The sequence below is a fragment of the Georgenia wangjunii genome, assembly GCF_036421975.1.
In the GTDB taxonomy this organism is placed as follows: domain Bacteria; phylum Actinomycetota; class Actinomycetes; order Actinomycetales; family Actinomycetaceae; genus Georgenia_A; species Georgenia_A wangjunii.
The window spans coordinates 1-13,201 of sequence record NZ_JAZGON010000017.1; the positions used below are offsets into that span (position 1 = coordinate 1).

The 13,201-nt window shown below is 71.7% G+C and carries 9 protein-coding genes; 6 read left to right on the forward strand and 3 right to left on the reverse strand.

Annotated features, from left to right (window positions below):
• From V2J63_RS15510 to V2J63_RS15520, 3 genes are all read left to right on the forward strand, one after another.
• Nucleotides 1-695: LPXTG cell wall anchor domain-containing protein (locus V2J63_RS15510; RefSeq protein WP_331231897.1), on the forward strand; the 695-nt coding region annotated here is incomplete at its 5' end.
• 98 nt (nucleotides 696-793) lie between these two features.
• Nucleotides 794-1,591: a DUF5819 family protein gene (locus V2J63_RS15515; protein ID WP_331231898.1), complete on the forward strand. Its 798-nt coding sequence runs from the start codon at nucleotides 794-796 to the stop codon at nucleotides 1,589-1,591.
• Complete coding sequence (locus V2J63_RS15520; RefSeq protein WP_331231899.1) at nucleotides 1,588-2,670, forward strand: HTTM domain-containing protein; 1,083 nt, start codon at nucleotides 1,588-1,590, stop codon at nucleotides 2,668-2,670. Before V2J63_RS15515 ends, V2J63_RS15520 begins: the two co-directional genes overlap by 4 nt.
• Nucleotides 2,671-2,880: 210 nt before the next feature.
• On the opposite strand, the gene V2J63_RS15525 is transcribed toward V2J63_RS15520, so the two are convergent.
• Together V2J63_RS15525 and V2J63_RS15530 are read right to left on the reverse strand one after the other, a co-directional pair.
• On the reverse strand, nucleotides 2,881-3,675 hold the full coding sequence (locus V2J63_RS15525; RefSeq protein ID WP_331231900.1) for a PspA/IM30 family protein: 795 nt from the start codon (nucleotides 3,673-3,675) through the stop codon (nucleotides 2,881-2,883).
• 83 nt (nucleotides 3,676-3,758) lie between these two features.
• Nucleotides 3,759-5,816 (reverse strand): TPM domain-containing protein, encoded by a 2,058-nt coding sequence (locus V2J63_RS15530; RefSeq protein ID WP_331231901.1) that lies wholly within the window; start codon nucleotides 5,814-5,816, stop codon nucleotides 3,759-3,761.
• A 401-nt stretch (nucleotides 5,817-6,217) separates the two neighbouring features.
• On the opposite strand from V2J63_RS15530, the gene V2J63_RS15535 reads away from it, so the two are divergent.
• Both V2J63_RS15535 and V2J63_RS15540 read left to right on the forward strand, forming a co-directional pair.
• Nucleotides 6,218-6,841, forward strand: coding sequence for a Gfo/Idh/MocA family protein (locus tag V2J63_RS15535; RefSeq protein WP_331231902.1), 624 nt, complete (start codon nucleotides 6,218-6,220; stop codon nucleotides 6,839-6,841).
• Between the two features lie 289 nt (nucleotides 6,842-7,130).
• A complete protein-coding gene (locus tag V2J63_RS15540) occupies nucleotides 7,131-7,985 on the forward strand; it encodes a DUF559 domain-containing protein (RefSeq protein WP_331231903.1) in 855 nt (284 codons plus the stop codon).
• A gap of 148 nt (nucleotides 7,986-8,133) precedes the next feature.
• On the opposite strand, the gene V2J63_RS15545 is transcribed toward V2J63_RS15540, so the two are convergent.
• Complete coding sequence (locus V2J63_RS15545) at nucleotides 8,134-9,777, reverse strand: DNA repair helicase XPB (RefSeq protein ID WP_331231904.1); 1,644 nt, start codon at nucleotides 9,775-9,777, stop codon at nucleotides 8,134-8,136.
• Between the two features lie 457 nt (nucleotides 9,778-10,234).
• On the opposite strand from V2J63_RS15545, the gene V2J63_RS15550 reads away from it, so the two are divergent.
• Nucleotides 10,235-13,201, forward strand: a 2,967-nt coding sequence (locus V2J63_RS15550) for a PQQ-dependent sugar dehydrogenase (RefSeq protein WP_331231905.1), incomplete at its 3' end; no start/stop codon positions are given.

Sequence of the window (13,201 nt, forward strand, 5' to 3'; positions counted from 1 at the left end):
TCGACGGGACCGACGTCGACGGGACCGACGTCGACGGGACCGACGTCGACGGGACCGACGTCGACGGGACCGACGTCGACGGGACCGACGTCGACGGGACCGACGTCGACGGGACCGACGTCGACGGCACCGACGTCGACGGCACCGACGTCGACGGCACCGACGTCGACGGCACCGACGTCGACGGCACCGACGTTGACGGCACCGACGTTGACGGCACGGGCGTCGACGGCACGGGCGTCGGCGGGTCGGGGGACGGCGACGAGTACGGCGACGGCGCCATCGTCGCCACGCCCGGCGAGGTCGAGGTCGGCGACACCGTCACGGTCGAGGGCTCGAACTTCGAGCCCGGGTCGACCGTGATGATCATCTACACCGACAGCTCCGGCACGGTCGTGGGCCGCAGCACCGTCGTGGCCGACGAGGACGGGAGCATCAGCGACCGGTTCGTCGTGCCGTCCGGCACCGCGCTCGGCACACTGACCGTCGCGGCGGTAGGCGAGGACGGCGACACCGTGAGTACCACGGTCCGTGTGGTCGCCGGCGCGCCGGCGCCCGTCGCTGGTGGGAGCGGTTCTCCGACGCTGCCGGCCACGGGTATCGCCGGGATCAGCCTCGCGCTCCTCGCGGGTGCGCTGCTGCTCGGCGGGCTCGCGCTGCGCTCGTCCCGCCGGTCCGCACGCGTGCGAGTCTGACGCCTGACACAGCTCCATGAATGACGTGGCCGCACGGGACCGGTGAGAGCCGGGCTCGTGCGGCCACGTCGCACGTCGGTGACCAGGAGAATTCACCTATGGCGGAGAAGCCCCCCGCAACGACGGCCCGCGCGAGGGCGGTCGCGGTCCCGCGCTACGCGCGCGTAGCCGTGTGGCCCTTGCTGGCCCTCGTGCTCGTCCACGCGCTCATCGTGGCCACGTGGGTCGCGCCGGACAACGCGATCCGGCAGACGATCGGGGCTGAGCGAGTCCGTTCCTACGTCATGCCGGTGTTCGAGCAGAACTGGAGCATCTTCGCCCCGACGCCGCGGCGCGTGGCCGTTGACCTCGAGTTTCGGGCGCGCCTCGTCGACCCCGTCAGCGGTGATCCGAGGGACACAGGATGGGTCGACGTCGTCGACGGCGAGGACAGCCTCGTCCTGCACAACCTCGCGCCCCCGCGCATGTCCCTCGCCGGCCGGCGTCTCGCCGGCCGCATCAACACGTCTGTGCGCGCCATGAACGACGTCCAGCGCGACCACCTCGACGGGAACTACCTCACGACGCCGGTCACCGGGCTCCGCGACCGGCTCCTCGCCGTCGAGTCCGACGGTGCCGCCGGGCCGCAGGCGATCGAGACGTACATGAGGAACGACCTGATGACTACCGAGTTCCTCACGCTCTATGCCGGCGCGCTCTACGACGCCGAGGTGACGCACGTGCAGTACCGCACCGGCAGGAGGCACGTCCCTGCGTTCGAGGACCGCGCCGAGCGCTCGATCGAGGACGTCGAGCCGAGTGTCGAGCAGTACGGCTGGCGGCCTTCGCCAGATGTCTCGCCGGAGTCGCTGGCGCTGTTCGCGCCGTACGTCGCGAAGTCGGTGGGCGAGCGATGAGCGACGTCCTGCGCGCCGGCCTCACCCCGGTGGCCGAGGCGAAGAGCCAGGTGGAGGCCTGGATGCTCGCGGAGAAGAGGGCACTCTACGGCCTCTCCTTCAGCCGCATCCTCGTCGGCACGGCGCTGCTCGGGATCCTCGTGACGAATTTCGGGATGCGCCACGCCACGTGGGGCCACGGCTCGTCGTGGATCGAGCCGCACCGGGCCCGGGCCGCCTTCGGTGAGCTCCACGAGGTGTTCACCGTGGGAGGGCCGGCCGTCTTCACCGCGATGTACCTCGCCCTCGCGGCGGTGGCGTGCGGCGTCATCCTCGGTTGGCGGACGCGCCTGAGCGTTCTCGTCCTCGCCGTCGGGATGACAGCGCTCGTCGAGCGGAACGGGTTCGTCGGGGACCAGGGCGACAACATCGCCCGCATCGGCCTCGTCCTCATGCTCTTCATGAACGTCTCTGAGCACTGGTCGCTCGACGCGCGCCGTCGTCGCCGCGCGACGGCGGACGGTGCACCGCCCACCTCGGTTCCGCGACGCCTTCTCGCGGGGCTGCCCGTGCTGCCGGCGTGGATGACGAACCTCCTGCACAACAGCGCGCTCATCGCGCTCGCACTCCAGCTCTTCACGCTGTACATCGCGTCGGCGATGTTCAAGATCCAGGGGGAGGTGTGGCAGGACGGAACCGCGTTGTACTACCCGCTGTCGATCCCGGAGTTCAGCGTGCTCCCCGTGCTGAACTCGGTCATGACGACCAATGCCGTCATGGTGACCGTGGCGACGTACTTCGCCGTGTACGTCCAGCTCTTCTTCCCGGCTTTGCTGCTCAACGCCGTGACCCGCCGGATCGCCCTGCTCGGGATCATCGCCATGCACGTCGGCATCGCGGTGCTCATGGGGTTGCCGTGGTTCTCGCTGTCGATGATCGCGTTCGACGCGATCTTCGTGTCGAGGCGGACGTTCGTCGCACTCGAGCGCCTCGTCCTTCGCGTGGTGACCAGCCTTCGGCTGCGCCTCTCCACGCGAAGGACGCGCGTTGGAGGAGCCGGGCGGGCTCCCCGGCCGGCCGCCGTCGACGCGGCCGGGTAGCAGCAGCCGCGGCGGCGGGGCGCGGCGATGTGCCTCGGCGGGTCGTGCGTCCTCTGCCTGCCTGGTGTCAGAGGCTGGGCCGCCCCGCACCCGCAGAGCCCACCATCCTGGGCGGGCGCCGCCCGCGGCCGAGCCTCGAGCCGGAACGACGACGCGGGCGGTGCCGGGGCATGCCCCCAGCACCGCCCGCGCGGACGTCGACGCCTACGGTCAGTAGATCGACTGCCCCTCGGCCTGCTCCTCGCCCTGGGCGTCGCCCTGGCCGGCGGCCTCGAGGTGCTTGGGCGCGCCCGAGCCGGACTTGAGGGCCGCGAGGCGCGCCTCGATCTCCGTCGTCGTGCCGTAGTCCTCGAGCTCGGCGAACTGCGACTCGAGCGACCCGGCCTGGATCTCCGCCTGGCCGGCCACACGGGCCTCCTCGCGGCGCACCTGCTCCTCGAAGCGCGAGAGCTCCGTCGTCGGGTCGAGCACGTTGATCGAGGAGATCGCACCCTGGACCTTGGACTGCGCCTCCGCGGACTTCGAGCGCGCGACGAGCTGGTCGCGGCGGGACTTGAGCTGGTCGAGCTGGTTGCGCATCTGCGTGAGCCCGGACTTCAGCTTCTCGACGACCTCGTTCTGCGAGGCGATCATGGGCTCGGCCTCGCGCGCCTCGCGCTCGGCGGCGATCTGCTTGCCGATGGCGATCTTGGCGAGCTCGTCGAACTTCGCCGCGCCGGCGGCGTCGCCGCTGCCGCGCATGTCGTCGGCCTTGCGGGAGGCGGCGATCGCCTTGTTGCCCCAGTCGCGAGCCTCCTGGATGTCGGCGGCGTGATCCTGCTCCGCGAGGCGCACGTTGCCGATCGTCACGGCGACGGCGTCCTCGGCCTCGACGATCGAGTTCGTGTAGTCGCGCACGAGCTGGTCGAGCATCTTCTGCGGGTCCTCCGCGCGGTCGATGAGCGCGTTGACGTTGGCCCTCGTCAGCTGTGCGATTCGGCCGAGGATGCTCTGCTTCTCCGTCATTGGTTTCTGCCCTTCGTTGTCGAGGTCTCGCTCAGTGATGTGTCGTCGTCATGATCGTGCCCGAACTGGCCGGGCCGCGCCGGTCAGAACCGGCCGCCGCCCCCACCGAAGCCACCGCCGCCGAAGCCGCCCCCGCCCCCGCCGAAGCCACCGCCACCGAAGCCGCCGCCGCCCCCACCGAAGCCGCCCCCGCCGAAGCCTCCGCCGCCGCCCCAGCCGCTGTGCCGGCCGCCGCCACCGAGGAGGATGCCGCCGAGGATGAGCGATCCGACGTCGAGCCCGCCGCTGCGGCCGCCCCCGTAGCCGCCGCCGGGGCCGAACGGGCCCTGGAAGGAGTTGGCGTCGCGCTCGGCGAGCTGCTGCGCGGCCTGGGCGAGGTGGTCCGCCTGCTGCACGAGCGCGAGCGCGCCGACGGGGTCCGTCGCGGCGAGTGCGTTCGCTTCCTGCGCGAGGCGGGAGGCCTCGGACAGGCGCGTGCGGGCCTCGGTGCCGACGGCGCCCCGGCGCGTGTCGATGAAGTCCGAGATCGCGCGGATCTTGGCGGTGAGGCTCGCCATGCGCTGGTTGAGCTGGGACCGGGCGCGCGCCTCGTGCTCGCTCCGCTCGCGCGACGGCTCGAGCGCGGCGTCGAGGGCGGACTCGGCGTCGGCGAGGCGGTCGAGTGCAGCGAGCGGGTCGCCGCCCTGGCGGGCCGCCTGGCCCTGCTCGAAGGCCCGCCGCGCCTCGACGGCGCGGGCCTGGACGTGGGGGTCGCGCGGTGCGAGACGCTCCGCGTCCTGGAGGTCCGAGCTGATGGAGGCGAGCGCCGTGTCGAGGCGCCCGGCGGCGGAGGCGAGGTCGTCCCCGGCGCGGGCGACGGCGTCGAGCAGCTTGACTGCCTGGCCGATGGCGTCCTGGGCGGTGCTCGCCATGGCGACGGCGGCGGCGCGGTCGTCGTCCTCGGCGAGCTCGGCGCGGCCCTGGGCGACGGCGTCACGCGCCGCGGCCAAGAGTGCCTCGGCCTGGTCGGGGTTGCGCGAGACAGAGGCGAGGGCCTCGGGCGGGTAGCGGCGGGCGAGGGCGTCGAGCGCCGTGCGGGCACCGCCGACGCGGCGGGCGACCTCGCCGGCGCGCTGCTCCATCTCGCTGAGCACCTCCGGCGCGCGGGACTGCATGTCGCGCAGCTCGGCGAAGCGCGTCGCCTGGGCGGTGAGGACGTCGGCCACCTCGTCGCAGAGCGTGAGGATCTCCGCCATCATCTGGCGTGCCTGGGGCTCGGTCTCGGGCTGGTCGTCGTCAAGGAGCTGGCGGACCGTGAACGCGCGTGAGGCGCGCTGCTTCGCCTCCTGGAGCGCGGCCGTGAACTCGTCGGTGGCCTGGAGGCCGAACTGGGCCTGCGCGAACGCGAGCTCCTCCTCGGAGCTGCGAACGGCGTCGTCGACGGCGACGAGGGCCGAGCCGGCCCGCTTGTTGAGCTCCTCCGTCGGGAGGTTGAGCGGGTGGTCCGGGGGGAGCTGGGCGGGCTGCTCGCCGCGCCCGGCCGCCGGCTGGCCCTTGCGGCCGCGGCTGCTGAGCCAGGAGATGCCCATGATGACGGCGATGATCGCGAAGCCGACGAGGAGGATCGTGCCGAAGGAGATGCCGACGGAGCTGCTGCCGCCTGCGGCGCCGCCGCCCTGGCCGTCGGCCTCCTGGAGGCCCTCCGCGGCGGCGACGGCGGCGCCCTCCCAGTCGTCCTGGCCGAGCTCGGGCTCTACCCACCTCACGGCGACCTCGTCGTAGACCGCCTCTGACACGATGGCGGTGTCGCCCCCGAGGTAGTACGAGCGGTCCTCGACGGCGACCGCGAGGATGGCGTCACCGGAACCCATGTCCGACAGCTCGAAGGTCTCCTCGGTCCACGCGACGCGGTCCATGCCGTCGAACGTGTCGACGTAGACGACGAAGAGCTGGACGCCCGTCTCGGCCTGCAGCTCGTCGAGCGCCTCCTCGATCTCGCCCGTGTCGCCGAGGACCCCGGCGGTGTCGGTGATCTCCGCGGCGAGGTTGGTCGGCGGCTCGGCGGCGGCCGGGGTCGCGACGAGACCCAGGAGTGCGGCGGCGGGCAGGAGGACGAGGAGCACGCCAGAGACGAGGCGGCGGCGTGCGGGTTCAAGGCTCACCCTGCGATCTTCGCTGGCGGGTGGCCTGGGCGCAATAACGACCGGGCGCCGCCTGGCGCGCCGCGCCGGCCGGCGCCGGTCCGGGCCGTCGGGCATTGCCGGGGCGGGTGGTCGCCCGGTTCCGCTCGGTGCCGCCTTGCCGGGTCTGTCATGCCGGGCAGCGTCGGGCGACCTGGCTGCAAGCGGCGGAAGCCCATCACCGCGCCGCCGGGCGGACCCACGTGTGGAGGGGCGCCGGCCGACCCACGGCTCACGAACGGGGCGGGCGGGAGCGGCGCTAGCCTGACGGCTTCGGCGACGAGGAGGTTGGGTGGACGAGGAGGTCCGAGTGTCTGAGGTCCGCTGGGGCGTGCTGGGCGCGGCCCGCATCGCACGCAAGCAGGTCATCCCCGCGAGCCTTCATGTACCGGCACCACCCCCAGCTGCAGCGGCTGCGCGAGCTCCTCGACGAGGGCGCGATCGGCGAACTGGCGATGGTCGAGGCGTCCTTCCACTTCGTCCAGCAGCGCGCCGAGCCGCTCGACATCCGGCTGCGCCCGGATCTTGGCGGCGGGGCGCTGCACGACATCGGCTGCTACCCCGTCGACTTCCTCGGCTGGCTGACAGGCGTGGAGCCGGACGAGTTCGGGGTCGTCGCCAGCCGTGACCGGCCGGGTGGCGCGGACACGCGGGTGGCGGTCTCCGCGCGCTACGGCGACGTGGTCGCCAGCCTGCAAAGCTCCTTCGACGCGGACTTCCGGGCCGAGGCGCGGCTCCTCGGCAGCGAGGGAGCGCTGCACCTGCCCGACGTCTTCCGGTCCGATGTCCACGACGGCACGGCCACGATCCGGCTCGAGCGCGGCGGGGATGTCACCGAGAACGAGGTCGCGGGCGACCAGTACGGGGCCCAGGTCTCACACTTCGCGCACCGCGTGGCGACCGGGACACCGGACCCGGATGGCGCTGCCCTCACCCGTCGCACGGCCGCCACCCTGGCGCGCATCGCCCGCGCCGCGCACCTCGACGTCCCCGGCGCCGAGAGCTAGACGAAATCGCGCCACACTCGTGACGCGTGGGGCTGCTGCGACCGGCTGAGCGTCACAACGGCCCCACGCGTCACGAGTGTGGCGCAAAGCAGGCACGACCCGCGCGGAACTGGGCGGGACTGGGCCCAGCTCGGTGCGTGACTGGGACTCGGCCGGCGCTCGGTGCGGCGGCCCGGCTCGCACAGGTCAGCGGTCAACCTTCCTCGCCAGGCTCGGCCCCATGCCTGCCGATGAACAGGCTGGGGCATCGTCGCTGCCCCGATGGGCGCCCGACGGTCACCCTCGCACCATGTACCTGCATGACGTGCTGGATGAGCTCGGGGGAGTGGGCAAGAGGTCCGAGCTCGCGGCGAGCGCCGCGGCCAAGCGTGGGCTGGCCAGGTCCCTCGAGACCGGCGAGGTCCTGGACGTCGGCGGTGGGTGGCTGGCACGTCCAGGCACATCCCCCGCTGCCATCAGCGCGAGGCGCCTTGGTGGCACCATCACGTGCGAGAGCGCGGCGGCGTTCTACGGGCTGCCGACCTTGCGCCCCGGACGCGCGACGCATGTCGCCCTGCCCCGGAATCGCGGGACGTCCCGACGCCCTCGTTCGCTCATGGTCGAGACGGTCATCCATCGGGAGTCGAGCTGGACACCGCCGGTGAGTGCGGGCCTTCCTCTGGCGCCCGTGGACGAAGCCTTGGCTCGGGCCGTCCGGTGCCTTCAGCCTCGGCAAGCCATCGTCATGGTCGACGCGGGGCTCAACCGGGGCCTCCTCTCACTGGATGAGCTCCGGCGGCTCGTCGCTGGTCCGCGGAGCGCGCCGGCGCGCATAGCCCTCGAGCAGTGCGACAGCGGTAGCCGCTCGGTGATCGAGACCCTCGCACGCCTCACGCTCAAGGCCGCCGGATTCGCTGTGCGAGCAGCGGTCCAGATTCCCCGGGTGGGAGAGGTCGACCTCCTGATCGAGGAGTGCGTGGTCGTCGAGTGCGACGGCTTCGCCTACCACTCAGGTCGAGACGAGTACCGCGAGGACAGGCGCCGGGATCGAGAACTCGTTGCGCAGGGGTACGTCGTCCTGCGCTTCACCTACGAAGAGCTCATGAACGATCCGCTGGGCGTCATCACCGCGGTGCGTCGCGCGGTGGCCGCGTGCGCTCCGTAGGTCCCGCGGCGGGCGCCGCTCGTCGGGGACCGTCCGATTCGCGCCACACTTGTGACTCCTGGGGCTGCTGCGACGGCGCAGACGTCCCTCGGGGCCCGTGAGTCACAAGTGTGGCGCGAAAACCGTGCCGCGTGCCGCGCCCGCCGCCTCACGCCGCGGCGAGGTCCTCGGCGTCGATGATCGTGTAGGAGTACCCCTGCTCGGCGAGGAACCGCTGCCGGTGGGCGGCGAACTCCTGGTCGAGGGTGTCGCGCGCGACCACCGTGTAGAAGTGCGCGGTCTTGCCGTCCTGCTTCGGGCGGAGCAGCCGGCCGAGACGCTGCGCCTCCTCCTGCCGTGACCCGAACGAGCCCGACACCTGGATCGCCACCGCGGCCTCCGGCAGGTCGATCGAGAAGTTCGCGACCTTCGAGACGACGAGGACCGACAGCTCCCCGGACCGGAACTCCCCGAACAGCCGCTCCCGCTCGAGGACGGTCGTGGCCCCGGTGATGACGGGGGCGTCGAGCCGGTTCCCGAGGTCCTCGAGCTGGTCGAGGTACTGCCCGATGACGAGGATCTGCTCGCCCTTGTGCTTGGCGACGAGCTGGGTGACGACGCGGTCCTTGCCGTCGGCGGTCGCGGCGAGGCGGTAGCGGTCCTCCGGCTCGGCGATGGCATAGGTCATGCGGTCGCTGTCGGGGAGGGTGAGGCGGACCTCGACGCACTCCGCCGGAGCGATGTAGCCCTGCGCCTCGATGTCCTTCCATGGCGCGTCGTAGCGCTTGGGCCCGATGAGCGAGAAGACCTCGTCCTCCCGGCCGTCCTCGCGCACGAGCGTCGCGGTCAGCCCGAGCCGTCGCCGCGCCTGAAGGTCTGCCGTCATGCGGAAGATCGGCGCGGGCAGGAGGTGCACCTCGTCGTAGAGGATGAGGCCCCAGTCGCGCGCGTCGAACAGCTCGAGGTGCGTGTACACGCCCTTCCGGCGGGTCGTGAGGACCTGGTAGGTCGCGATCGTCACCGGCCGGATCTCCTTGCGGGCGCCCGAGTACTCGCCGATCTCCTCCTCGGTGAGCGACGTCCGACGCAGGAGCTCGCTGCGCCACTGCCGCGCCGAGACGGTGTTCGTCACGAGGATGAGCGTCGTCGTGCCGGACCGGGCCATCGCCCCGGCGCCGACGAGCGTCTTGCCCGCGCCGCACGGCAGGACGACGACGCCCGACCCGCCGTGCCAGAAGTTGTCGACGGCCTCCTGCTGGTAGGGCCGCAGCGACCAGTCAGCGGTGTCAAGGTCGATCGCGTGCGCCTCGCCGTCGACGTACCCGGCGAGGTCCTCCGCCGGCCAGCCGACCTTGAGCAGCACCTGCTTGAGGTGGCCGCGCTCGCTCGGGTGGACGACGACGGTCTGCGGGTCGACCCGCTCGCCGAGGAGGCCGGCGGTCCGCTTCGAGCGCATGACCTCCTCGAGGACGGGGACGTCGGTGGCGTGGAGGACGAGCCCGTGCGTCGGGTGGCTGACGAGCTGGAGGCGCCCGTACCGGGACATCGTCTCGGCCACGTCGACGAGCAGCGAGTGCGGCACCGGGTAGCGCGAGAACTCGAGGAGGGTGTTGACGACCTGCTCGGCGTCGTGCCCGGCGGCGCGCGCGTTCCACAGGCCCAGCGGTGTGAGCCGGTAGGTGTGGACGTGCTCCGGGGCGCGCTCGAGCTCGGCGAACGGCGCGATCGCACGCCGGCACTCGGCCGAGCGGGCGTGGTCGATCTCGAGGAGGAGGGACTTGTCGGACTGGACGATCAGGGGGCCATCAGGCATCCGACCATTCTCACCCCTGGCGGCCGCCGGGTCACGGTGAGGTTCGGCACTCACCACGGGCGCGCGGCCAGGCACCCAGGCTTATCGCGGTGCCCGGCACTACGCGCGGCAGGACGCGTCGACCATTGGCTGCTTCTCACGAGTGACTTCAGACTTTTGTTTGACTCTCGCCAGAAGATCGATAGGGTCGGGCGTCGGCGGCTGTGACGGAAGCCACTGTCGTCGGTAGGGAAGCACCGAGGCGCTCGCAGACGAGTGCCGAGAACTAGTCAGCAGCGGACCGATGAAAGGCGAGGTCTTGCCCCATCGTGGGGGCAGGCATCGCCGTCGAGGACGAAACGTCGGGCCGCTGCGGACATGTCAAGGAGGAATTGTGGTCAGACGTTCAGGGGTTGGCCGATGGTCGACCCGGGGTGCGGCGGCAGTGCTGTCAGCCGCGCTAGTTCTACCGATGACGATGAGCGGGGCGTTCGCGCACCCCGGTCACGCCGCGGGCCTCGCCGACGCGGCGCCGCTGGCTGATGCAGAGGCGGCAACCGACTGGGACAACTACGAGAAGCTGCTGCTCACCAAGGAGACCGGTGAGCCGATCGACCTCGCGGTCATGCCCGACTCCACCGTCCTGCACACCGCCCGCAACGGCGTCGTCCGGCTGACGGACCCCACCACCGGCCAGACCAGCGAGGTTGCGCAGCTCGACATCTACGCCAACTCCGAGGACGGGCTCCAGGGCGTCGCGCTCGACCCCGACTTCGAGGAGAACGGCTGGGTCTACCTCGTCTACGCACCCCGCGTCATGTCCGGCACGTCGCCCTCTGGCGTGGAGTACCCCGAGACGACGCCGGCCGGCAGCGCCCCGGAGCAGCTCCCCGAGGGCGCGGACCCCGAGACCTACTGGAACCAGTGGCTCGGCTACAACCTCCTTTCCCGCTTCCAGTGGGACGGCGAGACGCGCACCCTCGACCTGGCCTCCGAGCAGGAGATCCTCAAGATCGACGCCCAGCGCGGCCAGTGCTGCCACGTCGGCGCCGACATGGCGTTCGACGGCGAGGGCAACCTCTACCTCTCCTCCGGTGACAACACCCCGGCGGGCACCCCCGGCGCCAACGGCTACGCGCCGAACAACAACGCCCCCGGCATGAACCCCGGGCTCGACTCCCGTCGCGGCGCCGGCAGCACCAACGACCTGCGCGGCGCGATCTTGCGGATCGACGTCCTCGACGACATCGCCCCGGACGCTGAGCCCGGCCCCGGGAGCACGTACGAGATCCCCGCCGGCAACCTCTTCGACTCCGAGGAGTACGACGCCGACCTCGTGCGCGAGGAGATCTACGTCATGGGTCTGCGGAACCCGTTCCGCATCGACTTCGACGTCGAGAGCGGCGCGCTCGTGTGGGGCGACTACGGCCCCGACGCCGGTGCAGCCGACCCCCAGCGCGGCCCCATGGGCTACGTCGAGTGGCAGCTGACGACCGAGCCGATGAACGGCGGGTGGCCGTTCTGCCACGGGCCGAACGACGGCGGCGCCTACAACGAGTGGGACTTCGCGACGGCGACCCCCGGTGACTTCTTCGACTGCGCCGCGGGCCCGGTCAACAACTCCACGTGGAACACCGGCCTCGAGCAGCTCCCGCCGGTCACCGAGCCGCAGGTCTACTACGGCGACAGCGTCGGCGAGCAGCCCTGGGACGAGTTCGTCGAGTTCACCGCGGGTCGTGGCCAGGCTCCCATGGGCGGCCCGATCTTCCGCTACGACGCCGAGAACGACTCCGCGGCCCAGTTCCCCGAGTACTGGGACGGCAAGGCCTTCTTCGCCGAGTTCTCCAAGGACTACGTCGCCGCGCTCTCGCTCGACGAGCTGAGCTCCGCAGGCGTCATCACCCAGGTCGAGAACTTCCTGCCCAACGCCCACCTCGCCGACGTCGCCCAGCCCATCTGGGACAACGTCATGGACATGGAGTTCGGGCCGGACGGCTCGCTCTACGTCCTCGAGTACGGCGACGGCTTCTTCCGGCAGAACCCGGACGCCGGGCTCTACCGCGTCGACTACGCAGAGGGCAACAAGACCCCGCAGGGCTACGTCACCGCGAACCCCATCTCGAGCAGCGACGCGCCGCTCGAGGTCGAGTTCGACGCGACCGCGTCCCGCGACCCCGAGGGCGAGTCCCTCACGTACGAGTGGGACTTCGAGGGCACCGGTGACTTCGTCGCCGGCGAAGCCACCGCGTCCTACACCTACGACGAGCTCGGCCAGTACGACGTCACACTCCGGGTGACCGACCCGGCCGGGAAGTTCGGCCTCGCCACGGTCCAGGTCACGGTCGGTAACACCGCGCCCGAGATCAGCGTGGACGTGCCGAACGGCGCCTTCTTCAGCTGGGGCGACGACATCCCCGTCTCGGTGACCGTGACCGACGCCGAGGACGACGCCGCCGCCGGCGGGGAGCCCGCTGAGCGGAACCTCACCGCGAGCTCCACGATCGGGGCATGGCTCGACGACTCCATCGGCGGGCCGATCCTGCTCGAGGCGCTCGGCATTCCGGCCAGTGCGCTCGCGCAGGCCGCCGGGATCCCGCTCCAGGACCTCATCGCCCTCTCCGAGGGTGCGCTGACGCAGGCGATGGTGGACGCGGTTCTCGCCGCATACGCCGACGCCCCGGACGCGCCGGCCTCGGCCGTCGACTGCAACCGCGTGACCTGGACCTTCGGTCTGGGCCACAACGAGCACGCGCACCCGGAGGTCTCCGGGCGTGGCTGCGACTTCACCATCGAGACGAACGAGAGCGCCCAGGAGCACGGCGAGGGCGAGAAGCTCTACGGCACGCTCGTGGTGACGTACACGGACAACGCGCAGGGTGACGTCCCCGCCGCGACCGGCGAGGCCACGCTCATCCTCAAGCCCGTTGCCCAGCAGGCCGAGTGGTTCGACAGCGCTGAGGGCATCGAGGTCGTCGCCGACGCCTCGGCCCAGGCCCAGGGCAAGGTCGCCTCGTTCGACGAGGGCGACTGGTTCGCCTACACGCCGATCAGCTTCCACCACGCCGCGACGGGCCAGGCGGTTGACACCGTCACGGCTCGCGCCACCGGCGAGGGCACGCTCTCGCTCCGCTGGGACGACGCCGAGGCTGAGCCCTTCGCCGAGGTCACCATCGGTGCGGGCGAGGGCTGGCAGGACGTCGAGGCCACGTTCGACTCCGTCCCGAACGGTTCCGGGACGGTCTACGTGACCTCGACCGGCGGCGTCGAGGTCGACGCACTCACGTTCAGCGCCTCGGGCACCACTCCCCCCGGGGAGCGGATCCTGGTCCCGGTCGAGAAGGTCTCGCTCCAGATGTTCAGCCTGATCCCCTGGGTCTCGGCTGAGAGCGAGGACGGCGAGGACGGTCTGCGGGCCGTGTTCGCGCGCCTCGCGGAGATCGGGTTC